The sequence below is a fragment of the Streptomyces sp. NPDC050759 genome (assembly GCF_044456945.1).
Taxonomy (GTDB): domain Bacteria; phylum Actinomycetota; class Actinomycetes; order Streptomycetales; family Streptomycetaceae; genus Streptomyces.
The window spans coordinates 1-23,146 of record NZ_JBITGI010000009.1; the positions used below are offsets into that span (position 1 = coordinate 1).

Below are 23,146 nucleotides of genomic sequence, written 5' to 3' on the forward strand. Positions count from 1 at the left end.
CCCCCCCCCCCACCCCGGCCCCGACCCACCCACCGAACCCCACGCGCTACACAAGCCCCCACCGAACCGAAACAGGCCGCCGCAGGCACAAAAGGGGCGCGGGGAACTGCGCACAACGCCCGCCCCCACCGAACCCGCAGCCACCCGATCAGCCGCACCCAAATGCAAAGAATCGGCCCCGCCCGGACCACACCCGGACGAGGCCACCTCACACCCGACAAGACTCAGCGGCGAGCAACACCCTCAGCCCGAGCCGCCGCGGCAACCGCCGCCGTAACAGCCGGAGCCACCCGCTCGTCGAACGGGGACGGGATCACGTAGTCCGCCGCCAGATCGTCACCGACGACCGCCGCCAGCGCCTCCGCCGCCGCGATCTTCATACCCTCCGTGATCCGCGAGGCCCGCACCTGCAGCGCCCCCGCGAAGATCCCCGGAAATGCCAGCACGTTGTTGATCTGGTTCGGGAAGTCGGACCGCCCGGTCGCCACCACGGCCGCGTACTTGTGCGCGACATCTGGGTGCACCTCGGGATCCGGGTTGGCCATCGCGAAGACGAAGGCACCGGAGGCCATGGAAGCCACGGCCGCCTCCGCCACCGTCCCGCCGGACACGCCGATGAAGACGTCCGCACCCGCGAGCGCGTCCTCCAGCGACCCCGACAGCCCCGCCTTGTTCGTGAACCCGGCCAGCTCCCGCTTCACAGACGTGAGGTCGTCCCGATCGCCGGACACGACACCCTTGCGGTCGGCCACCGAAACATCTCCGATGCCCGCCTCGACGAGCATCTTCGCGATCGCCACGCCCGCCGCACCCGCACCGGAGATCACCGCACGAAGATCCCCGATCGACCGCCCGCTCAGCCGCGCGGCGTTCCGCAGGGCGGCCAGCGTCACGACCGCGGTCCCGTGCTGGTCGTCGTGGAACACGGGAATGTCGAGCCGCTCCTGGAGCCGCCGCTCGATCTCGAAACACCGAGGAGCCGAGATGTCCTCGAGGTTCACGCCGCCGAAGGAGGGCGCGAGACGGACCACCGTCTCGATGATCTCGTCGACGTCCGTGCAGGCCAGCGCGAGCGGAACCGCGTCCACGCCGCCGAACTGCTTGAACAGGATCGCCTTGCCCTCCATGACCGGGAGGGAGGCCTCGGGCCCGATGTCGCCGAGCCCCAGCACGGCCGTACCGTCCGTCACGACGGCGACGACCGACGACTTCCACGTGTAGTCGTGGACGAGGTCCGGCTGCTCGGCGATGGCGCTGCACACTTTCGCCACGCCGGGCGTGTACGCGAGGGACAGGTCGTCCTTGTCACGGACCGGCACGGTGGCCTGCACAGCCATTTTGCCGCCGCGGTGCAGCGCGAACGCGGGGTCGAAGGAATCGAGGGGCTCGGCCCCTCCGTCCTGTCCCGTATCGCTGTCGCTGCGAGGATTGACGATCTCCGCTGCCACTTTGTGTTACCCCTTAGGTCTTCATGGTTTGAGGGTGGCCACTCCTGGTTGAGAAGTGGGCGGGCACCGCGTACGGCCCTGTTCACTGATTCGTACGGGCCGGTACACGACGGGCGCGCCGCACACGCGCCCTGAGCCCCGGATGAGGGGTGTAAAGAACCTTCTTACCGGACGAACGGCGTCGGGGACGAGTCCAATACGTCCAAGGTCACATGCCCGAACGGAAAATCGATCATCGATCACCACGGGGCCGTTCGGGCGACCACGGGCCGCCCCGGAGAGGTCACCCGCTCCGCGACACGCACCGAAGATCTTCCGGCCGGAATGCCAGATTCCCGCAGATGGTCCGGTCGTGATGTACGGACATGGTGCGGTTCGGGGGTCACCCGTTATCCGATTTTGACATGACCGGCCCCCTGAATGGTCCAGTCCGAATGGCAAGATGCCGTCATCACACGAGGTCGCGACACTCGAAGGCGTGTGCTCTCGTCGACCTGAGGAATGAAGGCAGTGCTGCCGAACCACTCGGCGGTCGCCCCCGCCCATCGGCAACTCCACCCATCCGCCGGAGGAACCCACCATGACCGCAAGCTCCACCCGTCGTACGACCGTCGCGCGCACCAGGACAGCCGCGGTAGGTGCGATCGCGGTCGCCGGCGCCCTGATTCTCACCGGCTGCGGTGACCAGACGGACAGCGGCGGCAGCAGCACCAAGGAATCCTCGTCGTCCAGCAGCGCACCGCTGTTCGACAAGCTGCCCGCGAAGATCCAGAAGGCCGGTGTCATCAAGGTCGGCACCAACGCCGAGTACGCCCCCATGGAGTACCAGGAGGGCGGCAAGATCGTCGGCGTCGATCCCGACATCGCGGCCGCGCTGAGCAAGCAGCTGGGCGTGGAGTTCCAGTTCACCTCGGGCTCCTTCGACGGCCTGATCAGCTCACTGAACTCCGGGCGCTACGACGTCGCCATGTCCTCCATCACGGACACCAAGGCACGCCAGGAGGGGCTGGACGACAAGGGCAAGAAGCTCGGCCCGGGTGTCGACTTCGTCGACTACTTCACGGCCGGCACCGCCATCTACGTCCAGAAGGGCAACCCGAAGAAGATCGGCTCGATCGAGGACCTCTGCGGTCAGAAGGTCGCCGTGCAGCACGGCACGACCTACGAGCAGGCCCTGCAGAAGCAGTCCACGGCGTGCACGAAGGCCGGCAAGAAGAAGCTGACGATCGAGGCGTTCGACAACGACACCGAGGCGCAGACCCGCGTGAAGTCGGGCGGCGCGGTCGCGGGCGTCAACGACTACCCGGTCGCCGTCGACATCGCCCGCAAGGCCGACGGCGGCAACGCCTTCGAGGTCGTCGGCGAGCAGGTCGACGCCGGCCCGTTCGGCATCGCCGTGAACAAGGACAACAAGGAGCTCACGAGCGCCCTGGAGGCGGCCGTGAACGCCATCATCCAGGACGGCACGTACAAGAAGGTCCTGGACAAGTGGGGCGCCCAGACCGGCGCCATCGACAAGGCCGCGGTCAACGGCGGCAAGTGACGGACCCCGTACCACTGAAGGGCAGTCACGGTGACTGACAAGATCGACAAGGGGCCGGCGGACACACCGCCCCGCACCTCCCCCGCCCCCGAGACCATCAAGGCCATCCCGGTCCGCCACTACGGCCGCTATGTCAGCGCGGTCATCGTGCTGGCGCTGGTGGCCCTGCTGGTCAACGCGTTCGCCACCGCCGAGAAGATCCAGTGGAGCGCGGTCGGCGACAAGCTGTTCGACTCCACGGTCCTCGCGGGCGCCGGCCGCACCCTGCTGATCAGCGTCCTCGCGATGATCGTGGGCGTGGTCCTCGGCGTCGTGCTGGCCGTGATGCGGCTCTCCAAGAACCCGGTGACGAGCTGGGTGGCCTGGTTCTACATCTGGTTCTTCCGCGGGACCCCGGTCTACGTCCAGCTGCTGCTGTGGTTCAACCTGGCGCTGATCTTCCCGATGCTGAATCTCGGTCCGATCTACAAGGACGAGATGACGGACGTGATGACCCCGTTCATGTGCGCCCTGCTGGGCCTCGGCCTCAACGAGGCCGCATACATGGCGGAGATCTGCCGCGCCGGTCTGATGGCCGTCGACGAGGGCCAGACGGAGGCCGCGCACGCGCTCGGCATGAGCCACGGCAAGACGCTGCGCCGGATCGTGATCCCGCAGGCGATGCGGGTGATCGTGCCGCCGACCGGCAACGAGTTCATCAACATGCTGAAGACCTCGTCGCTGGTGTACGCGGTGACGTACAACGAACTGCTGCGCGCCACCTCGACGATCGGCTCGACCTCGTACGCCGTGATGGAGATGCTGTTCGTGGCGTCCATCTGGTACCTGGTCATGACCAGTGTGTTCAGCGTCTTCCAGTACTACCTGGAGCGCCGTTTCGCCCGCGGTTCGTCGCGGAACCTGCCGCCGACGCCGTTCCAGAAGATCAGGGCGAACCTGCTGTCGCTCCGGAGCCAAGGGGGTGCGGCAGTATGACGGCCATGGTCAGGGCCGAGAGCGTCCACAAGTCCTACGGTCTGGTCGAGGTCCTCAAGGGCATCGACCTGGAAGTGAAGCAGGGCGAGGTGTTCTGCCTCATCGGCCCCTCCGGCTCCGGCAAGTCGACCTTCCTGCGGTGCATCAACCACCTGGAGAAGATCAACGCCGGCCGGCTCTACGTCGACGGCCAGCTGGTCGGCTACCGCCAGAAGGCGGACAAGCTGTACGAGCTCAAGGACAGCGAGGTCGCGCTCCAGCGCCGGGACATCGGCATGGTGTTCCAGCGGTTCAACCTGTTCCCGCACATGACGGCCACCGAGAACGTCATGGAGGCGCCGGTCCAGGTCAAGGGCACGAGCCGGGCCGAGGCCCGGGAGCGCGCGCGGGAGCTGCTGGAGAAGGTCGGCCTGGCCGACAAGGCGGGCAGCTACCCCGCCCAGCTCTCCGGCGGCCAGCAGCAGCGGGTGGCGATCGCCCGGGCGCTGGCGATGGACCCGAAGCTGATGCTCTTCGACGAGCCGACCTCGGCGCTCGACCCGGAGCTGGTCGGTGACGTCCTCGACGTCATGCGCGACCTCGCCGAGTCCGGCATGACGATGGTCGTCGTCACCCACGAGATGGGCTTCGCCCGCGAGGTCGGCGACAGCCTGGTCTTCATGGACGGCGGCGTGGTCGTCGAGTCCGGCGACCCCCGCGAGGTCCTGACGAACCCTCAGCACGAGCGCACCCAGGCGTTCTTGTCGAAGGTCCTCTAGTCGAAGGCCCTTGAGCGGTACGACATGCGAAAGGGGGCGGTACGGGATTCCCGTACCGCCCCCTTTCGCATGTCGCATGTCGCAGGGGCGCAGGGGCGCCTACTTGAGCGCGAGCAGCAGCGTGTCCGAGGGGGAGCACCACACCGGCCGGGCCTCCCCGAAGCCCTTCTCGCGCAGCACGCGTGCGTGCCACGCGGCGGACGGCATGTCCCCGTCGGCATGCTCGCCGTAGATCTCGAAGCGGCGCGCCGTCGGCCCGGCGAGGACGGGATCCTCGGCGGCGACCTGCCACCATGCGGCCCAGTCGAGGGCACCGTCCCGCTTGGCCCGGTCCATGTGCGCGTGCCGCTGCGCGCGTTCGGCCGCGTTGATCCGGGGCGTGGCCTCGTCGATCATGTGGTCCGCGTTCATGAAGACACCGCCGTCGCGGACGAGCTCCGCGATCCGGCCGTAGAGGGCCGCGAGGGGTTCGCTGTGCAGCCAGTGCAGGGCCGTGGCGGTCAGGACGGCGTCGTACGCGTCGTACGGCAGCTTCGACGGCCAGTCCGGGTCCTTGAGGTCGGCCGTCACGAGGGTGACCCGCTCGTCGTCCGCGAACGTGCCCTCGGCGATGGCGAGGAGCGCCGGGTCGAGGTCCACACCGGTGCTGGTGGCCTCGGGGAACCGGGCGAGCAGCCTGGCCGTGATACTTCCCGTGCCGCACGCGAGGTCGAGCACGCGCGGCCGGGGCCCGACGAGGGCCTCGACCATGTCGAGCATCACCCGGAACCGCTCCTCGCGGTCCGGCATGTACCACTCCTGCTGCCGGTCCCAGCTCTCCTGCCAGGCCTGCCAGTCCGTGCCGACACCAGTCGTCATGGGGACCCCTGTCCGCTCACTGTCGTAATACCCTGGAAGCGCGATCAGCTGTTACCCGACCGTGCCACGACGATAGAACGCCTCCGTAAGGACTACAAGTGGAACTGGCCTATTACTCGGACTATGCCGTACGTCTGGTCAACAGCGAGGACCCGGCCCGCGGCAAGGACACCCTGACCTCGGTGGAGGCCGTCCGCGATCTGTTCGGCGGCTACGGCACGGGCGCCCGCCGCGCCACCGACGCCGACGTCACCCGGTTCCGTTCGGTCCGGGCCCGGCTGCGGTCGGTCTTCGAGGCGGCGGACAACGGCGACGAGACGCTCGCGGTGGACCTGCTGAACTCGCTCCTGCTGGAGTTCCCGGTGAGTCCGCAGATCTCCGGGCACGACTTCCGCGACGACGACGGCCGCCCGCTGTGGCACATGCACCTGGCGGACCATCCGTCGAACGCCACCGCCGGGTACGCGGCGATCGCGGCGATGGGCCTGGCGTTCCACCTCACCGAGTACGGCGTGGACCGGCTGGGCCTGTGCGAGGCCTCCCCGTGCCGCAACGCCTACCTGGACACCTCGACCAACCGCTCCCGGCGCTACTGCTCCGACCGCTGCGCCACCCGCGCCAACGTGGCCGCCTACCGGGCCCGCAAACGCCTGGAGGCCGACCGGTCCGGGAAGACGGGCCGGACGGCGGACAGCGCCCAGCGCACGGCGGCCAGCGGCGAGCGCTGACCCGGCTTGAGCGGCCGGTACCGCAGCCGGGCCTTCCCCAGCACAAGCTCTTCCGGTACGACGCCGTAGTCCGTGCTGTCGCCGCCCGCGAACGCGTTGTCCCCGAGCACCCACCAGCCGCCCTCACGCCGCTCCACGGCCCGCTTGACGACGAGCAGGTCCTGCTGGAACGGATGCCGCAGGACCACGATGTCACCGGGGACGATCCTGGCCCCCCAGTGCACGACGAGCTGGTCACCGTGCTGGAGCGTGGGCACCATCGACGGCCCGGTCACCTCGGCCACTCCCACGAAGGGCAGCAACGACCTCTCCCGCTCGGTCTCCTGCGACAGCTCCGGCATCCCCGGCACCTCCCCGGTACGTTCATCCACCAGTCTCAGTTTGACCCCGGACTTTTGTCCTAAGCCCATGGGGGCACCCGCGATTTCGGCTCTCCCAGGGAGTAATGTCGCACCTGAGAAGACGATCACGAGGAAGGAATGCTCCATGCTTTCCCGCCTGTTTGCCCCCAAGGTCAAGGTCAGCGCACACTGCGACCTGCCCTGCGGTGTGTACGACCCGGCCCAGGCCCGCATCGAGGCGGAGTCGGTGAAGGCCGTGCAGGAGAAGATGGCCGCCAACGACGACCCGCACTTCCAGGCACGTGCCACGGTCATCAAGGAGCAGCGCGCCGAGCTCGCGAAGCACCACGTTTCCGTGCTCTGGAGCGACTACTTCAAGCCCCCGCACTTCGAGAAGTACCCGGAGCTGCACCAGCTGGTCAACGACACCCTCAAGGCCCTCTCGGCCGCCAAGGCGTCGACCGACCCGGCCACCGGTCAGAAGGCTCTGGACTACATCGCCCAGATCGACAAGATCTTCTGGGAGACCAAGAAGGCCTGACTCCCGGGTCTGCGAACGTGTGGAAGGGGCTCGGCCGGCTGATACCGGCCGAGCCCCTTCCGCGATACGGCACGTCAGCTCAGGACGAGCAGCACGGCCAAGGCGACGAGCAGGGAGTCGATCCGGTCCAGCAGGCCGCCGGAGCCGGGCAGCCAGTGGCCGGCGTCCTTGACCTGCGCGCCCCTCTTGATCATGGATTCCAGCAGGTCCCCGGCCGGTCCGCCGACCGCCACCGCGACCGCCGTCGGCCAGCTCAGGCCGGACAGCGCGGCCAGCGCGCCGAGCCCGGCCGCGGCCCCGGCCAGGGTCCCGCTCCACCGCTTGGCCGGTGACAGCGGCGACAACCGAGGCCCACCCAGCCGTCGTCCGGCGAAGTACGCCGTGATGTCGGCGACCGAGACCGCCACGAACAACGCCAGCGCGCTCGCCCCGAGGGGCACCAACGCGGCCAGCACACTGAGCCAGGCCAGCCCGAGCAGCCCGGCGCCGAGCCGCCGCAGCCCATGGTCGGCGTCGCCGGTCACCAACGGCACCGCGGCCACCGTGAGCGCCCCGGCCGCCAGCGCCCGAAGCACCTCTCCGGGCGCCAGCCAAGTGGTCAGCACCACACCCGTCACCGCCGCGGCCAGCACCGCACGGTCCACCGGGGCCAGCTGCATCAGCCCGCCGAACTCCAGCACCGCGATCACCCCGACCACCACGGCGACGGCCGCGGTACCCGGCTCGCCCCACCAGAACGCCCCGGTGACCAGCGGCACCCCGACCGCCCAGGCGCACCACCGGATGATCAGCTCGCGGCGCCCGGAGGCCGCCACCGCCACACCGCCCAGGGCCAGCGCCCCACCGAGGCAGGGCGCCAGTGAAGCGACCGTGATCATCGACCGGTGCTCGTGGCGAGAGCCGGCCGCAGCACGTCCAGAGCGGCCCGGCAGGCCGACACGATGCGCGCGTTCTCGGCGCTGTCGCGGACCGCGATGCGCACGGTGCGCCCCTCGTAGCAGGGCGACAACGGCGACAGGTCGCGCAGGTACACACCGTGGCGGCGGCACTCGTCCACCAGTTGCGCGGCGCTCGGTCCGCCCGGCGGCAGGGTGACCGAGAGGAAGTTCGCCACCGACTCCTCGACCGTCACGTCCTGCGCCGACCCGGCCAGATCCGCCGCGAGTCCCCGGCGCAGGGCGTGCGTGGCGTGCCAGCGGTCGCGGTAGTACTCCGGATCGCGCAGCGCCGCCACGGCGGCCAGCTGCGCCGGCAGACTGACCGGCCAGGGCGGAGTCCATCGGCGCAGCTCCTCCGCCGTGGCAGGTTCGGCCACCGCGTAGGCGGCCCGCATTCCGGACAGCGCGTACATCTTCGACAGCGAGGTGCAGACGGTCACCCGAGGGTCCGTCGCGGCGAGGCCGGCGAGTGACTCGTCCAGGCCGACGTAGCCCAGGTACGCCTCGTCGATCCACCAGTGCGTACGGTCCGGCGCGGCCGCTATCACTGCGCGCAGCCCGGACGCCGGCGCGTGCCGCCCGGTCGGGTTGTTCGGGTTGACCACCACCACGAGGTCGTAACGGCCGGCGTGGACGGCCGCGGACAGCCGGTCCGGGTCGATCCGCCAGCCGTCCTCACGGCGCAGCGGGAAACGGTCCACCCGGCAGCCGATCACCCGCTCCGTGACGTGGGCGTACTCGCCGTAGCACGGGTCGGTCAGCAGCACCCGGCTCTGCGGGGTCAGCCGGCGGCCGAACGCCCGGAAGATCAGGTCGGACGAACCGGCGCCCACCGCCAGCGTGTCCTGCGGCAGTTGACGGGCCGCGGCGATCTCCGCCGACAGACCCTCGGCGCCGGACGGCGGCGAGGTACGGGCGGCCCAGTCCGGGTCGTCCACGAGGGCCGCCCGCACTCCGGGGGCCGGCGGGAACCAGGCGTCGAGCACATCGGCCATGACGATGTCGTGCCGCCGGTGCAGGGTGCGGAAGTCCGTGCCGATGGCGGTGAACGAGGCACCGCCGTGCTCGCAGCCGTCCGGCCGGGGCGCGAACGGCATGTCGAGCCGCCAGTCCACCATGGACCGCAACCGCTCCAGGGCGCTGCCGTACCGCTCCCTCGCCCGCCTGGTCAGCTCGGGCACCTCGCCGGTCAGCACCTCGAACGTCACCGCCCCGCTGCGGACGGTACGACCGACCTCGCGCAGACCGACGGCCCGGTACAGGTCGAGCACTTCCGTGCGCCCCATCGCCACCACCCGACGGCCGCCCCGGGAGGCGATCCAGCGCAGCGCCGCGTACATCAGCAGGGGTGCCGCGGAGGTGGTGCGCCAGCGTGGCTCGACGGTGAGGATGCGCACCTCGAACACGTCGTGGCCGGACAGTACCGGCAGTTCGTCGCGGGTCAGGTACTTGTCCAGCCCGAACCGTCCCAGCCAGGGCGGAGTGAGGCTGACGAAGCCGATGCGGGCCGTTCCGCGCGCCGCGACGAGGTAGACGTTGTCCCCGTCGAGACCGTCGCGCAGCCGCCCGGCCGGATCCGGCGCGTGCTGGCCCAACTCCTGTGCGTAGACGCGGTGACGCAGTTCGTGGATCCAGTCGAGATCCTCGGAAGTGGCTGTGCGCAGCTGCAGGTCGCGAGCCATGAGCACCTCTTTCGACGCGGGTGGGTTGCATCATGGAAAACCCGCGTCGCCCCCGCCAGAGCCGAGCGCCGCTACCGGCCTGAGTACGGGTGCTCAGGCGCGGTCCCTCCTTCTGTGCCTCGGCACTCGACCCGCCCCCGGCGTGCCTCTAGTCCTCGCCCGCCTCCAGCAGTCCAGGCGCCGCGCCCACGATCCGCGGATCGGGCGTGCCGACGACCTCGTCGTCCTTGTCGGAGTAGTCGAAGCGGGCCAGCACACTGCGCATGGCCTCGACGCGGGCCCGCTTCTTGTCGTTGCTCTTGACCACCGTCCAGGGCGCGAACTGGGTGTCCGTCTCACGGAACATGGCGACCTTGGCGGCGGTGTAGTCGTCCCAGCGGTCCAGGGACGCGAGGTCCATGGGGCTGAGCTTCCACTGCCGTACGGGGTCGATCTGACGGATGGTGAAGCGGGTGCGCTGCTCGCCCTGGGAGACCGAGAACCAGAACTTCAGCAGGTCCACGCCGTCGTCGACGAGCATCCGCTCGAACAGCGGGGCCTGCCGCATGAAGCGCCGGTACTCGTCGTCCGTGCAGAAGCCCATGACCCGCTCCACCCCGGCCCGGTTGTACCAGGACCGGTCGAACAGCACGATCTCGCCCGCGGTCGGCAGATGTTCGACGTACCGCTGGAAGTACCACTGCCCGCGCTCGCGCTCGGTGGGCTTCTCCAGCGCCACCACTCGCGCGCCACGGGGGTTCAGGTGCTCCGTGAAGCGCTTGATGGTGCCGCCCTTGCCGGCCGCGTCCCGCCCCTCGAAGACGATGACGAGCCGGCGCCCGGTCTCCTTGATCCAGCTCTGCAGCTTCAGCAGTTCGATCTGCTGGAGCCGTTTGTGCCAGTCGTACTCCTTGCGCTCCATGCGGTGCGCGTAGGGGTAGTTCTCCCGCCAGGTGTCGATCGTGCTGCCGTCCGGGCGGATGAGGACGGGGTCGTCGGGGTCTGTGTAGTCGACCTTCAGGTCGGTCAGCAGGGGCGTCATCGGTGCTCCCCCTCTCGTCTCGGTGGATCAGTGGAACTGCGGCACGATCAGATAGATGCCGTACGCCACCACCGCCGCGCAGGCGAGGAAGCACAGGCCGGCCTGGGCGATGCCGAGTGTCGAAGTGCCACCACCGCCATCCTCCCTCGCCCCCTCGAAGCGGGCGAGGCCCAGGACACCGAGGGCGAAGACGACGACCACGGCGACGGTGACGCCGACGCTCACCGCGGTGACCTGGCCGAGTGCGGACCAGTCGATGCTCATGACGGGAACTCCTGAGGGGTTCAGGCGGCCGTACCGACGCGGGCCGGCGGCTCGGTGCGGAGGGTGACCTCGTGGGCGTCGTTGACGTTGTGCGCGCTGACCGGGTTGCGGCGCGAGAGCAGCACGATGCCCGCGGCGACGGCGGCACCGACCAGCGCGACGACGACCGTGCCGAAGTTGCCGCCGTGCTTCACGGCGCTCGCGGAGATGCCGCCGACCAGCGCGGCCGCCGGCAGGGTGATCAGCCAGGCCGCGACCATGCGCCCGGCGATGCCCCAGCGGACCTCCGCCAGCTTCCGGCCGAGGCCCGCGCCGAGGATGCTGCCCGAGGCGACCTGGGTGGTCGACAGGGCGAAACCGAGGTGGGCGGAGGTCAGGATGACCGTCGTGGACGCGGTCTCCGCGGCGAAGCCCTGCGGGGACTGGATCTCGGTGAGGCCCTTGCCCATGGTGCGGATGATCCGCCAGCCGCCGAGGTAGGTGCCGAGGCCGATCGCGAGACCGGCGGAGGCGATGACCCAGACCGGCGGACCGGCGTCGTGGCCGAGCGCGCCCGCCGAGATGAGGGTCAGCGTGATGACGCCCATGGTCTTCTGGGCGTCGTTGGTGCCGTGCGCGAGGGAGACGAGGGACGCGGAGGCGATCTGGCCGAGCCGGAAACCCTTGGTCACCGAGTCCTTGCGGGCACGGGCGGTGAGCTTGTAGGCGAAGTAGGTGGCGATCAGCGCCGCCACACCCGCCACCACCGGCGAGGCCACCGCGGGGATCAGGATCTTCTCGACCACCTTGTCGAAGTGCACACCGTGGGAGCCGGCACCGACCCACACGGCGCCGATGAGTCCGCCGAACAGGGCGTGCGACGAGCTCGACGGCAGGCCGACCAGCCAGGTCAGCAGGTTCCACAGAATCGCTCCGACCAGCCCCGCGAAGATCATCCCCGGTGAGACGAGGGAGTCGTCGACGATGCCGCCGGAGATCGTCTTGGCGACCTCGGTCGACAGGAAGGCACCGACGACGTTCAGGACGCCGCTCACCAGGACCGCGGTCCGGGGTTTCAGTGCGCCGGTCGCGATGGACGTCGCCATCGCGTTGGCCGTGTCGTGGAATCCGTTGGTGAAGTCGAAAGCCAGAGCCGTGACGATGACGACCGCCACGAGGAACGTGATGTGGTCCATGCCTCTCATGGGAGCAAGCGCTTCCGTACGGCAGGCGAACGCGAGGCAAAGCCCGTTCCAGGTCCACGCGCCCAGCTCGTGAGCGTCGTGCGATGCTGGCGTGATGGTGAGCATCGAGGACCTGGTGCGGCTGCGGCAGGCGCGAGACCGGATGGACCGCGAGTACACCGAGCCACTCGACGTGACCGCGCTCGCCCGCACCGCGCTGATGTCACCGGGTCACTTCCAGCGCAGTTTCCGCGCCGAGTTCGGTGAGACGCCGTACGGCTACCTCATGACCCGGCGCATCGAGCGCGCGAAGGCGCTGCTGCGGCGCGGGGACCTGTCCGTCACCGAGGTCTGCATGGCCGTGGGGTGTACGTCCCTCGGCTCCTTCAGCTCACGCTTCACGGAACTGGTGGGCGAGACCCCGAGCGCGTACCGCGCCCGCTCCCACGAGGAGATCGCGGAGATCCCACCGTGCGTGGTCCGCAGGCACACCCGGCCCCGTCGGGCCTAACGTGAAGCCATGGACATCAGACTCAGGAACTGCTTCATCGCCGTGGACGACCACGACAAGGCGATCGCGTTCTACCGGGACGTCCTGGGCATGGAGGTGCGCGGTGACGTCGGGTACGAGGGCATGCGCTGGGTGACGGTCGGGTCGCCGCTCCAGCCGGACGTGGACATCGTCCTGGAGCCGCCCGCCGCCGATCCGGACGCCTCGCCCGCGGACAAGGAGGCCATGGCCCGGTTGCTGGCCAAGGGGCTGCTGCGGGGGGTCAACTTCACCACGTCCGACTGCGACGCGTTGTTCGCCCGGGTGCGGGAATCGGGAGCGGAGGTGATCCAGGAGCCGACGGACATGCCGTACGGGGTGCGGGACTGTGCGTTCAGGGATCCGGCGGGGAACATGCTGCGGTTCATGGAAGCGCCGAAGTAGCCGTGCCTGTCGAAGTAGCGGCGCCTACGATCACGGCATGACGACCCGCTGGACGTACGCCTTCGTTGACCGGCCCGTGGCCCGCTTCGCTCAGGCCTGTGACTTCTGGACCGGCGCCACCGGCACCCGGTTGTCCGACCCCCGGGGCGAGCGGCGGGAGTTCGTGACCCTGGTGCCGCCCGGCGGGGCCGACGCCTGTGCCAAGGTGCAGGCCGTCGCGTCCGGGCCCGGCGGTGCTCATCTCGACTTCTGCGTCGACGACGTACGGAAGTTCGCGAAGGGTGCGCAGGCGCTCGGCGCCCATGTGGTCGCCGACCAGGGCACGTTGGTCGTGCTCCGCTCCCCCGCCGGCCAGCTGTTCTGCGCCGATCCCTGGCGCGGGCAGTCGACCCGCCCGCCGGTGGTCCGCGGCACCCGCCTCGACCAGGTCTGCCTCGACATCCCGCCGTCCCTCCACGACGCCGAAGTCGCCTTCTGGGCCGCCCTGTTGCCCGACTGGGAGTCCCTCTCCGGCTCGCTCCCCGAATTCCATGTGCTCAAGCCGCCGCCCGGCCTCCCGGTCCGCATCCTCCTCCAGCGCCTCGACGAGGAACGCCCCGCCTCCGCCCACCTGGACCTCGCCTGCGCGGACATCGGGGCGACGCGGGCGGAACACGAGCGCCTGGGCGCCGAGTTCGTCGCCGACGGCAGGAGCTGGACGGTGATGAGGGACCCGGCAGGCGGCCTGTACTGCCTGACGGGGCGGGACCCGGATACGGGCGGGCTGCCTGGCCGGAGATGAACGCGCCCCCAGGGACGGCGGTACGGCCCGCCGCGTCCCGCCCCTCCGTCACGTGAGGTGTACCGGACTGGGGAGGAGTTCCCGGGCCGGAACCGGCCGCCACCGGACTCCGTCGGCGCTGTCGCGTACCACGCGGCCGAAAGCCTGGTCGCCGAAGTGGAAGGCGAAGGCGTAGGTGCGGGGGGCGAGGAGCTGGGTCAGGAGGGTCTCGCGGGCCTTGAGGACTCCCTCGACGTCCGTGTCGGGGCCGGAGGGCCACTCGGGGTGGGTGAGTTGCGCAGGGGTGTGGAACGCGTCTCCGAGAACCAGGATGCGCCGTCCCTCGGACGCCGCGATCACGTACGTGGTGTGTCCAGGGCTGTGGCCGGGCGTGATCAGCGCGGTAACGCCGGGCCACACCTCGTCGCCGTCGTCGAAGCGCCGCAGCACTCGGGACATCGGCACCATGAACCCCTCCCACGACGGCGCCCCGACCTTGATCTCGCCTCGCCAGAAGGGGCCCCACTCGGCATCCGCCACCAGATAGTCGGCGCGCGGGAACGCCTTGCGCAGTTCCCCGTCGCGGCCCTTGAGGAAACCGAGCCCGGTGTGGTCGGTGTGCAGATGGGTGAAGGCCACAGTGTCGACGGACGCCGGTGACACCCCCAGCGCTCGCAAGGTGTGGGGCAGCGCACCGCCTCGGGAGACGCCGAGCGCCGGCGAGAGGACGTTGGCACCGAGACCGGCGTCCACCATCAGCCGCCGGCCGCCCCGCTCGACGAGGACACCTCCCGCCGAGGCGGCGATACGGCCGGACGACGCCAGCGCTTCCGGATGTTCCCGCCAGTACGCGGCGGGGACGGCGGGAAGAAAACCGGCCGTGTCCAACTCCATGGCCGCGTCGACGACATAGGTGAGCCGTACGTCGCCCAGCGTGAAGGTGCGGACGGCGGACTGGTCGCCCAGCGAGCCGATTCGGGGAGGGCGGGGCACAGCGTGGGCCGCGCCCGCGTTCTCGTTCAGGAGAGGGGCGGAGAGGGCCGTGGCCGCGAGCGCGCTGCGCAGCACTTGGCGGCGCGGCAGGTCGGGGGGGTGCGTCATGGGGGCTCCGGTTGGTTGGGAGGAGACCGCTTTTCACTGAGGGGCAGCCGGTGCGTGCGCGGGCCCGCCGGCACGCCGTCCTCCAGGGTCAGGGCGCCAGCAGCCTCGACGGGTTGACGGAGGTGATGGCCTCGACCTCGACGGCGGTGAGTTCCGCTTCCGCGAACCAGCGGCGGCTCACCGCCAGCCAGCCGGCGAGATCCGGCTGGTCCGGCTGTCCGAGATCGGAGCTGAACACCACGCGTGGGTGAGCCCGCACCACCTCGGCGAGGTGCGGGACGTCCCGGTGGCCCAGCAAGAGGGTGAGCGCGGTGAGTTCGACGAACAGACCGGGGAGGTCGGCCAGCTGCGACAGGTCCTTGGGGCCGAGGCCGGACATCGGGTGGGTGGCGTGTGTCAGCAGCAGCCGCGGCAGTTCCAGACGGGCCGCCTCGTCGATCACCCGCAGAGTCTCCTCCCGGTCGCAGTGCCCGGTCGCCAGGACGACGGGCAGGTCGCGGGCGGCCCGGAGGACTTCGCGCACGGGCCGGTTCAGCCGGCCCGTTCCGTCCAGCACACGGTCGCTGCGCCAGCGTCCGGCGTCCAGCAGTGGATGGAACGGCTCCCGCGGCAGAGCGGACCGGTGAGCGGGACCGACGAGCGTGGGCAGGTAGGCGATCAGCCGTGCAGGAGCGTCCGGCCCGTGGGCGTAGACGGCCTGCTCCACCACCTGGGGGCGAACGCCGCCGGCGAGGTCGTTGAGCACGACCGCCCCGGAGACGGGCAGGCCCTCCTGACGCGCCTCCCAGGCGCCCGCCGCGGTGGATCCCAGATGGCTCTTGATCACCACCCAGCCGTCCGCCGCGGCGTACGCCCTCCCGGCGCCACCCGTCGTCAGGCGACGCCGGTAGAGGTCGGGCCCCGCGTGGTAGTGGACGTCCACCAACCGCCGCGTCGGCTCACGCATCGCGGGACCGCTCGGCGGGGCCCTCCCACGGCTTGGCGTAGCCGAACCGCCGGCGCGCCTCGTCCAGCCGCAGGCCCGAGGCGACCGAGTCGGCGATGGCGGACTCGGTCCGTTCCACGCGCTCGGCCCGGTCGGCCACCTCGGCCGCCCGTTCCGCGGGCACCACGAGGACTCCGTTGTCGTCGGCGACCACCACGTCACCGGGGCGCACGGTGACCGGGCCGACCGTGATCTCCCGTCCGGTTCCCGCGAGTTCCACCCGGTTCTTGCCGCTCACCATCGTGACGCCGGTGCTGAACAGCGGGTATCCGGCGGCCCGGATCTCGGCGATGTCCCGGGCCGAGCCGTACAGCGCGGTGCCGCGCACACCGCGGCCCTGCGCCACGGATGTCAGCAGCGAACCCCAGTTGGTGCAGCTGGTGCTACCGCCGTTGTCGACCACCACGAAGGAGCCCGGGGGCACGTCGTCCAGGTAATTCGCCGCGTTGCGGAAGCCGCTGTCGGAGGTGTCCACGGGCCGGTAGGCGACCGTGAAGGCCAGCCCGGCCGTGCGGGCTCCGGGCACGCGCGCGGTCACTTCGGCGAGCACCCCCGCGATGCCGAGGCTGTCCAGCGCGTCGGAGACCGAGGCCGTGTCCAGTGCGGCCAGCCGGTCCACCACCTCCGTCGGGACGGCGTCCACGGTGACGGCGGTCAGGTGGTCCCTCTCCGCGGCGGGCTCCGCCGTTGACGCGTCCGCCCGGCCGGGCAGCGCGTGGGCGACGGCGCGTGCCACCTGCCGGGTTCCCGCGGTGCCGCCCAGGTCGTAGGTGACGGTGGTACGGGCCCGCGCGACGGCGCGTACAGCGCCCCGCAGGTCATCGCCCGGAACGGACAGGCCGAGATGGTCGAGCATCTGCGCGACCGTCAGCAGCATCGCCATCGGGTTGGCCCGGTCCTGGCCCGCCATGCCGGGAGCGCTGCCGTGCACCGGCTCGAAGTAGCTGCCGTGGTCGCCGATGTTGCCGCTCGGGGCGAGTCCGAGGCCGCCCATGACACCGGCGCCCAGGTCGGAAAGGATGTCGCCGAACATGTTCTCGGCGACGAGGACGCCGAACCGTTCCGGCCTGCGCACCATCCACAGGGCGACGGCGTCCACGTTGAGGATCTCGGTCTCGATGTCCGGGTGGTCGCGGGAGATGAGTTCGAGCCGCTCCCGCAGATGGTTGCCGCTGTGGCGCAGCACCATCGGTTTGTCCACCACGGTGAGCCTGCGGTGGCCGTGCGCCTCGGCGTAGGCGAAGCCGAAGCGCAGGAGGCGGTCGATGCCGAAGCGGGTCTGGAGCCGGAGCGTGACGCTGGTGCCCTCGGGGCCGGAGGCGTCGGCGTTGGGATGGTCGCGCACGGTGTCCCAGAGGGCGCCGTCGAGGCCGTGGAGGTCGTAACCTGCGTACAGGCCCTCGGTGTTCTCCCGGATGACGGTGAAGTCGAACCGTCCGTGGTCCAGGTCGGTGACCGGGCGGATGTTCGCGTACAGGCCGAGGCGCTGGCGGAGTTGGATGACCGGGGAGACGAAGGTCCTTCCCGTGCCGCGCAGTTCCGGGGCGAGCTCGGCCTCTGCCTCACGCAGCGGCTTGCTGGTGATGGCGCCCAGCAGGCAGGTGTCGGTCTCCTCCAGGAGCTTCCAGGTGCGCTGGGGCACCGTGTCGCCCTCCTGGCGCCAGCACTCCCAGCCGATCTCGCCGAAGCGGAAGTCCAGGGGGAGGCCGAGCAGGTCCACGGTGTCGAGCGCGGCGGAGACCACCTCCGGCCCGACGCCGTCGCCCGGGAGGACGGCGATGCTCTTGTTAGGGGCCGGTCGGTCGGTTGCCGACTTCATTGGAATCCCTTCTCCCACAGAAAGGCCTCGATGAGCGCGGCCACTTCGGTGGGCTGTTCGGCGTGGGGGCGCATGCCGGCCTCGGGGACGACGTGCACCCGGTGGTGCGGGGCGGCGGCGGTGTGCCGCAGGGTGACGAGCTGGGACCGGCCACCGACGATCTGGAGCAGCGGGCCCGGGTGCGCGAGTACGGCGTCGGAGACGTCGGTCCCGCACAGCAGCCGCATCCCGGCGGCCAGCCTCCGTCCGGCGACCGGGTCACCGGTGCCGCCGCCGGCGTTCACCGGCGGGGTGTGGCCGTCGGCGTCGGCGGACGGGGCCACGGCGTCGATGCGGGTTAGCCGGGCGGTGCCGTGGGTGGTCGCCGGCCGGCTACGGCCGTTGGCGGCGGCGAGCCGGGAATCGTCGCAGGCGGTCTCCGAAGGCTCGGTGCCGTCGGGCGGGTCGCCCTGTCCGGGCTGGACGCGTCGGTGGAGGAGGGCGAGTGCGGCCTCCGTGCGGCCCGCTGCCGCCAGCTTCGCGATGTCGGTGAGACGGTCGTCCAGGAGCGGGTCCGTACGGGCGGGACCCGAGACGAGGAGGGCGGACGTGGTGGGATCGACGTAGGGGAGCAGAGCCTGCGCCACCGCGGCGCCCAGCGCGTTCCCGCACAGCAGGTCGACGGGGCCGAACCGCGGCAGCCGCGCGCGCCAGCGGGCGACGAAGGAGGCCATCGAGTCCACCTCCTCGTCCCACAGGGAGAGCGTGTCCACCACGGTCACCCTGAGCCCCGCCCCGGTCAGGGTCCGGACCACGGGGGCGAAGAACGCTCCTTCGTCCCAGTGCGGGATGACGGGGGCGAGGACGAGAGCGTGGGCCGTGCCGACGGCGGTCCGCGGTGCGAAGACCGCCGTCGGCACAGCCGTTCCGGTATGGATCACCGGACGGTGGCGAGGGTGCGCGCGGTGGCGATCGCCTTCCCGTGCCGGCCCAGCAGGGCCTTGCGGTGCTCCACCGACAGGTCGTAGCGGCCCAGCACCAGGTCCGGCAGCGGCAGCGACGGCCGGCCCTCGGGAATCTCGGCGAGCAGCAGGTCCGCCAGTTCCAGGACGGGCGCCAGGTCCAGCCGCGCCGCGGCCTGCGGATCCGTCCGGTCGAGGTGCGCCAGCCACTGCTCGGCGATTAGGTTGCCCGGTCCCTTGCCCATGCCCTGGATCGACGAGTCCATCCAGGTCGCGCCCGCGGCCACGGCACTGATGGCGTTGGAAAGGGCGAGCCCCAGGTTGTTGTGGGCGTGCAGTCCGACCGCGCCGCCGGTGACGGACCTGGTCAGGTGGGTGAGGCCGGTGGTCTCCGCGGGAGAGAGGCTGCCGTTGGAGTCGGCCAGGTAGACGAACTCGGCGCCGGCGTCCGTGGCCGCGGTCGCCACCTCCACCACGTCGCGGCCCGTCCACTGGCTGATCCGGGCGAAGTTCACACCCACGGTGAAGCCGGTGTCCCGGGCCTGGCGGATGTAGTCGAGGCCGGCCTCGTAGCCCGCGGCGGGCAGGATGATCCGGACGAGGCGCGCCCCCGCCGCGTACATGGCGGGCAGATCGTCGCGGGTGATGTTCTTCGGGTGGAGGATCACCGCCACCCGCTCCGGGCCGATCTCCTGGGCGACCGCGGCGATGAACTCGTCGTCACCGCGGCCGGTGAGCCCGAGGTGGGGTATCGGGGCGAACGAGCCCTTGCGGTAGGCGATCTCGACCCAGTCGAAGCCGCCTTCGACACTGAGCCTCGCGTGCTTGAGGGCGTAGCCGAGCGGGAAGTCGAAGCCGTTGCGATAACCGCCGTCGCGGAGGGTGACGTCGATGTTGACGATACTCATGGAGTCTCCAGGTGACTGACGTGAGGTGGGGTCAGGCCGACTGGGCGGCGGCCGCGTGGTGTGCGGCGAGCCGCCCGAAGATGAGCGAGCGCAGGACGGACGTGGCCGGCGGGTAGGCGTGGTAGAAGAGGCCGGTCGCCTCACCGGCCGCGTACAGACCCGGGATGGCGGTACCGGAGGGGGTGACGACCCGGGCGTCGAGGTCGGTGCGGATGCCGCCGTAGGTGAAGCAGATCGCGGCGGTCACCGGGACTCCGATGAACGGCGCGGTGTCCAGCGGGGTGGCCCAGTTGGACTTCGGCGGGGTGAGGCCGACCGTGTGCTTGCCGTCGGGTCGGGTCGGGTCGAACTCCCCCGGAGCCACCGCCGCGTTGAACTCCGCGACGGTCTTCTCCAGCGTCTCGGCGTCCACGCCCAGCTTCGCGGCGAGTTCCTCCAGGGTGTCCGCCTGCTCCGGCGGCACGTCACTGAGGAGCGAGTTCATGATTCCGGGGATGGCCAGGGTCTTGGCGTCGGCGATCCAGTACGCCTCCTGCTCCTGGTTCTTCCAGATCTCGTAACCGATGTGCTCGAAGGTGTTGTCCCAGGTGTCGCGGCCCTCGTCGAAGAAGCGCTCCAGCCGGCCGTTGACGAAGATGCCGGCGGAGAACCCGTACAGCACCGAGTCGGCCTTCGTCGTACGGCGGTCCACCGGCTCGGCGTGGATGCCGTCGAACTGTCCGGACGTGTCCGCACCGAGTTCCAGCGCCATGCGGAGCGCGTCGCCGCGGTTGTTGGCGATGCCCGGCGCGATCAGCGGGAGGTCACAGGCGCGGTCGCCGACGTACCGGGTGAGCATCTCGGTGTTTCCCTCGAAGCCACCGCAGGCCAGCACCACCGCACGGCCGGTCAGCCGCCGGGTGCGGCCGTCGGAGCCGCGGACCACCACACCGTCGACGGTGCCGTCCTCGGCGGTGGTCAGCCGCAGGGCCTCCGTCTCGTACCGGATGTCGACGCGAGGGTCCTTCTCCAGGGCGGCGCCCAGGTGTTCGACGATCGAGGCACCGCCGCCGCGCGGGCTGGCGGGCGGCGTCATGGACGGCGTACCGCCGTCGAACGTGTGCGGGAGGGGGAAGTCCTCGAAGGCGATCTCGACGCCGTGCTTCTCGACGAAGGCCAGGGTCTGCGGTGCCTCCCGCTCGACGGCGCGGCAGTACGCGGCATCGGCCAGGCCGCCCGAGACCCGGCCGACGTGCTCGGCCCAGTCGGTGTCGAGCCGTCGCTGCTGGTCGACGCGGAGGAAGGCGCCCGTCCAGCGGGTGGCGCCACCGCGCTCCTCCTCGGGGGAGCGCTCGAGTATCGCGATCCGGGCGGGCCGCTCGCGGCCCTCGGTGGCCTCGGCGAAGGACAGGGCGGCGGACAGGCCGGCGGCTCCGAATCCGACGACGATGAGGTCGTACTCGGCGGACGTCGAGGCTGACATGGGTCTCTCCTAAGGGTGTGACGGTTGCGGCGTGGGGCTGCGGCCGGGTCAGCGGTTCGGGGTGATGACCCGGCTGGTGCGGTAGAGGCGGTACTTGGCGCCGGTCGTGGTGGCGGCGAACGCCTGGTAGCGACGCGTGAACTCGGGGTCGTCGAAGATGGCGTCGAACCGCTTCTGGTCCGCCCAGGCCGCGAGGTTGACGATGGCGTCACCGTCGACGCTCGTCAGCAGACGCGAGCCCTGGAAGCCGTCGGCGGTGGCGGCGACGTGCTCCACGGCCGAGGCGAGTGCGTCGACGCTGGCCGACGCGTCGTCCGTGGTGGCCACGTTGATGAGCAGTACTCCGTCGTCCGGTTCGGCAGCGGTCACCACACCGGGGCTGACCCCCCGGCCCTCGAAGCCGATCCGCTCGTAGGACGCGATACCGAGCCGGTGCCAGGGGTCGCTCTCGATCAGCTCGCGTACGACGGCCTCGTCGAGGTCGGCCGTGACGATGACGGCGCCGCCCTCCGGACGGGGGCCGCTGAGCAGGATGCGCCCCTGGTCGGCGTGTTCGCGCAGCCATGCCCTGTGCTCGGGGAGGTGGGCGGTGACGGTCTCGCGGGGGACGAGGTAGGTGAGGGTGAGGACATGGATCATGGAAGTCTCCGAGGGATCTTGGATCTTGGCGGTGCAGGGGGCGGGGACCGGGGACAGAGGGGGTCCGGCGGCGGTCGAGGACGAGGCGGTTCAGGCCGTACCGGAGGCAGAGCCCCGGACAGCGCTCACCGCGAGGACGCCAGGCTTCCGGCGAGCCTGCGCAGAATCGTTTCGGCCTCGGTGACGGTGTCCCGCACCACGCTCGCCGCGGGCCGTACGTCCTGGACGAGGTCGATCACCTCACCGGCGAACAGCGCACGCTGCGCCGTGTCGTCGCGGGCGACCGCGGCCGCCCAGCCGGGCTCGACCTCGGCGCGCAGGGCCGCCAGCTCCGCGTCCCGCCCGGTCCACTCACGGGTGAACGCGTTGCCGACCGACCGTGCCCGGTACACCTCGTCCCAGGGGATGCCGCGGACCACGTCGAAGGCCCGGGTGTCGACGGTGTCGGCGGTGGCGGCGGACACCAGGGAGGCCTTGAAGCCGGCCGTGCCCATCGATTCCTCGGTGACGGCGAACCGGGTGCCCATCATCACGCCGTCGGCGCCCAGTGCCAGTGCCGCAGCCAGGCCCCGTCCGTCCGCGACACCGCCGGCGGCGACGACCGGTACGACTCCCTGGGCCAGATCGACCACGGCGGGGACCAGCGGCAGGGTCGCCCGGTCCTTGTGGTGGCCCCCGGCCTCGGAGCCCTGGGCCACCAGCACCGATGCCCCGGCCTGGAGGGCGACGGCCGCCTGCTCGGTGTCGTGCACCTGCACGATCACCTGCGCACCGCTCTCCGCGGCGGAAGCCGTGTACCTGCGCACCTGTTCGGCGTCACCGAAGGACAGGGCGATCACGGGCGGCGCGTAGCCGAGCACCTTGTCCCACAGGCCCGGACGCTCGTCGAAGGTGAACATCACACAGCCGACGCCCCAGGCGCCGCCGCCCTGGGCCGCACGGGCCACATGCTCGTCGATGAAGGCCGCGTCACCGTAGCTCACGCCCACGAGTCCCAGCCCGCCGGCGCGGGTGACGGCGGTGGTGAGTTCCGCGCCGGACACGGAACCCATCGGAGCGCAGACGACCGGATGGTCGATTCCCAGCAGCTCTGTCAGTTTGGTCGAGATCACGCTTCTCCCCTGTATTCCGGCGCTGCCGGTGAGGTTGCTCAGAAAGTGCAGGCGAAACGCTGTGGTTTCACGTTGAAGAGACTAGATTCCCGGGCTCTTCGGCGTCCAAGACGCAAAGGACGTGGCAGATATATCGAGGGGCCTATGGGCAGGGGAAGCCGTTCAACGGAATGAAACATTCCAGCCGGCGGACGAAAAAATCGGCCCGGAGCTGTGAAGCTCCGG

Annotated in this window: 24 protein-coding genes; 8 read left to right on the forward strand and 16 right to left on the reverse strand. The window is 70.7% G+C overall.

Annotated features, from left to right (window positions below; translation table 11 throughout):
• Window positions 1–224: 224 nt before the first annotated feature.
• The gene (locus ACIBJB_RS25455; protein ID WP_398933429.1) at window positions 225–1,448 is read right to left on the reverse strand and encodes an NADP-dependent malic enzyme; all 1,224 of its coding nucleotides are present in this window, start codon (window positions 1,446–1,448) and stop codon (window positions 225–227) included.
• Between the two features lie 580 nt (window positions 1,449–2,028).
• Here ACIBJB_RS25455 and ACIBJB_RS25460 point away from each other — a divergent pair.
• From ACIBJB_RS25460 to ACIBJB_RS25470, 3 genes are read left to right on the forward strand one after another with little or no spacing between them, the layout of a single operon-like run.
• Complete coding sequence (locus ACIBJB_RS25460; protein WP_398933430.1) at window positions 2,029–2,991, forward strand: ABC transporter substrate-binding protein; 963 nt, start codon at window positions 2,029–2,031, stop codon at window positions 2,989–2,991.
• A gap of 30 nt (window positions 2,992–3,021) precedes the next feature.
• Window positions 3,022–3,966 carry an amino acid ABC transporter permease gene (locus ACIBJB_RS25465; protein WP_398933431.1) on the forward strand — a complete coding sequence of 315 codons (945 nt, stop codon included), beginning with the start codon at window positions 3,022–3,024 and terminating at the stop codon, window positions 3,964–3,966.
• On the forward strand, window positions 3,963–4,724 hold the full coding sequence (locus ACIBJB_RS25470; protein ID WP_398933432.1) for an amino acid ABC transporter ATP-binding protein: 762 nt from the start codon (window positions 3,963–3,965) through the stop codon (window positions 4,722–4,724). Before ACIBJB_RS25465 ends, ACIBJB_RS25470 begins: the two co-directional genes overlap by 4 nt.
• A 99-nt stretch (window positions 4,725–4,823) precedes the next feature.
• On the opposite strand, the gene ACIBJB_RS25475 is transcribed toward ACIBJB_RS25470, so the two are convergent.
• Window positions 4,824–5,582 carry a class I SAM-dependent methyltransferase gene (locus ACIBJB_RS25475; protein WP_398933433.1) on the reverse strand — a complete coding sequence of 253 codons (759 nt, stop codon included), beginning with the start codon at window positions 5,580–5,582 and terminating at the stop codon, window positions 4,824–4,826.
• Between the two features lie 98 nt (window positions 5,583–5,680).
• Here ACIBJB_RS25475 and ACIBJB_RS25480 point away from each other — a divergent pair, with 98 nt between their 5' ends.
• Window positions 5,681–6,310 (forward strand): CGNR zinc finger domain-containing protein, encoded by a 630-nt coding sequence (locus ACIBJB_RS25480; RefSeq protein WP_355757500.1) that lies wholly within the window; start codon window positions 5,681–5,683, stop codon window positions 6,308–6,310.
• Here ACIBJB_RS25480 and sodX read toward each other — a convergent pair.
• A complete protein-coding gene (gene sodX / locus ACIBJB_RS25485; protein ID WP_398934001.1) occupies window positions 6,214–6,651 on the reverse strand; it encodes a nickel-type superoxide dismutase maturation protease in 438 nt (145 codons plus the stop codon). The two genes, ACIBJB_RS25480 and sodX, sit on opposite strands and share 97 nt — an antisense overlap.
• 145 nt (window positions 6,652–6,796) lie before the next feature.
• Here sodX and sodN point away from each other — a divergent pair, with 145 nt between their 5' ends.
• Window positions 6,797–7,192 carry a superoxide dismutase, Ni gene (sodN, locus tag ACIBJB_RS25490; protein WP_020136639.1) on the forward strand — a complete coding sequence of 132 codons (396 nt, stop codon included), beginning with the start codon at window positions 6,797–6,799 and terminating at the stop codon, window positions 7,190–7,192.
• A 74-nt stretch (window positions 7,193–7,266) separates the two neighbouring features.
• Here sodN and ACIBJB_RS25495 read toward each other — a convergent pair whose 3' ends face one another.
• From ACIBJB_RS25495 to ACIBJB_RS25515, 5 genes are all read right to left on the reverse strand, one after another.
• Entirely contained in the window at window positions 7,267–8,070 is an 804-nt protein-coding gene (locus tag ACIBJB_RS25495; protein WP_398933434.1) for a phosphatidate cytidylyltransferase, read from the reverse strand.
• Window positions 8,067–9,812: an aminotransferase class I/II-fold pyridoxal phosphate-dependent enzyme gene (locus ACIBJB_RS25500; protein WP_398933435.1), complete on the reverse strand. Its 1,746-nt coding sequence runs from the start codon at window positions 9,810–9,812 to the stop codon at window positions 8,067–8,069. The genes ACIBJB_RS25495 and ACIBJB_RS25500 overlap by 4 nt, the downstream gene beginning before the upstream one ends.
• 148 nt (window positions 9,813–9,960) lie before the next feature.
• Window positions 9,961–10,833 (reverse strand): polyphosphate kinase 2, encoded by an 873-nt coding sequence (gene ppk2 / locus ACIBJB_RS25505; protein WP_398933436.1) that lies wholly within the window; start codon window positions 10,831–10,833, stop codon window positions 9,961–9,963.
• 27 nt (window positions 10,834–10,860) lie between these two features.
• Window positions 10,861–11,097 (reverse strand): hypothetical protein, encoded by a 237-nt coding sequence (locus ACIBJB_RS25510; protein WP_398933437.1) that lies wholly within the window; start codon window positions 11,095–11,097, stop codon window positions 10,861–10,863.
• 20 nt (window positions 11,098–11,117) lie between these two features.
• Complete coding sequence (locus ACIBJB_RS25515) at window positions 11,118–12,272, reverse strand: anion permease (protein WP_398933438.1); 1,155 nt, start codon at window positions 12,270–12,272, stop codon at window positions 11,118–11,120.
• A 103-nt stretch (window positions 12,273–12,375) separates the two neighbouring features.
• Here ACIBJB_RS25515 and ACIBJB_RS25520 point away from each other — a divergent pair, with 103 nt between their 5' ends.
• From ACIBJB_RS25520 to ACIBJB_RS25530, 3 genes are read left to right on the forward strand one after another with little or no spacing between them, the layout of a single operon-like run.
• The gene (locus ACIBJB_RS25520; RefSeq protein ID WP_398933439.1) at window positions 12,376–12,771 is read left to right on the forward strand and encodes a helix-turn-helix transcriptional regulator; all 396 of its coding nucleotides are present in this window, start codon (window positions 12,376–12,378) and stop codon (window positions 12,769–12,771) included.
• A gap of 9 nt (window positions 12,772–12,780) precedes the next feature.
• Window positions 12,781–13,194 carry a VOC family protein gene (locus ACIBJB_RS25525; RefSeq protein ID WP_398933441.1) on the forward strand — a complete coding sequence of 138 codons (414 nt, stop codon included), beginning with the start codon at window positions 12,781–12,783 and terminating at the stop codon, window positions 13,192–13,194.
• A gap of 37 nt (window positions 13,195–13,231) precedes the next feature.
• On the forward strand, window positions 13,232–13,975 hold the full coding sequence (locus ACIBJB_RS25530) for a VOC family protein (RefSeq protein WP_398933442.1): 744 nt from the start codon (window positions 13,232–13,234) through the stop codon (window positions 13,973–13,975).
• 48 nt (window positions 13,976–14,023) lie between these two features.
• On the opposite strand, the gene ACIBJB_RS25535 is transcribed toward ACIBJB_RS25530, so the two are convergent.
• From ACIBJB_RS25535 to ACIBJB_RS25570, 8 genes are all read right to left on the reverse strand, one after another.
• On the reverse strand, window positions 14,024–15,055 hold the full coding sequence (locus ACIBJB_RS25535) for an MBL fold metallo-hydrolase (protein WP_398933444.1): 1,032 nt from the start codon (window positions 15,053–15,055) through the stop codon (window positions 14,024–14,026).
• A gap of 88 nt (window positions 15,056–15,143) precedes the next feature.
• Entirely contained in the window at window positions 15,144–16,001 is an 858-nt protein-coding gene (locus ACIBJB_RS25540) for a DUF6282 family protein (protein ID WP_398933445.1), read from the reverse strand.
• Window positions 15,994–17,859, reverse strand: a complete 1,866-nt coding sequence (locus ACIBJB_RS25545; RefSeq protein WP_398933446.1) for an isocitrate/isopropylmalate family dehydrogenase — start codon at window positions 17,857–17,859, stop codon at window positions 15,994–15,996. The genes ACIBJB_RS25540 and ACIBJB_RS25545 overlap by 8 nt, the downstream gene beginning before the upstream one ends.
• Window positions 17,856–18,758, reverse strand: a complete 903-nt coding sequence (locus tag ACIBJB_RS25550) for an alpha/beta fold hydrolase (protein WP_398933447.1) — start codon at window positions 18,756–18,758, stop codon at window positions 17,856–17,858. Before ACIBJB_RS25550 ends, ACIBJB_RS25545 begins: the two co-directional genes overlap by 4 nt.
• A gap of 17 nt (window positions 18,759–18,775) precedes the next feature.
• Window positions 18,776–19,708 (reverse strand): hypothetical protein, encoded by a 933-nt coding sequence (locus ACIBJB_RS25555; protein WP_398933448.1) that lies wholly within the window; start codon window positions 19,706–19,708, stop codon window positions 18,776–18,778.
• A 31-nt stretch (window positions 19,709–19,739) separates the two neighbouring features.
• A complete protein-coding gene (locus ACIBJB_RS25560) occupies window positions 19,740–21,170 on the reverse strand; it encodes an FAD-binding protein (protein WP_398933449.1) in 1,431 nt (476 codons plus the stop codon).
• A 48-nt stretch (window positions 21,171–21,218) separates the two neighbouring features.
• Entirely contained in the window at window positions 21,219–21,809 is a 591-nt protein-coding gene (locus tag ACIBJB_RS25565) for a YciI family protein (protein WP_398933450.1), read from the reverse strand.
• 125 nt (window positions 21,810–21,934) lie between these two features.
• Entirely contained in the window at window positions 21,935–22,921 is a 987-nt protein-coding gene (locus ACIBJB_RS25570; RefSeq protein WP_398933451.1) for an NAD(P)H-dependent flavin oxidoreductase, read from the reverse strand.
• Window positions 22,922–23,146: the final 225 nt, after the last annotated feature.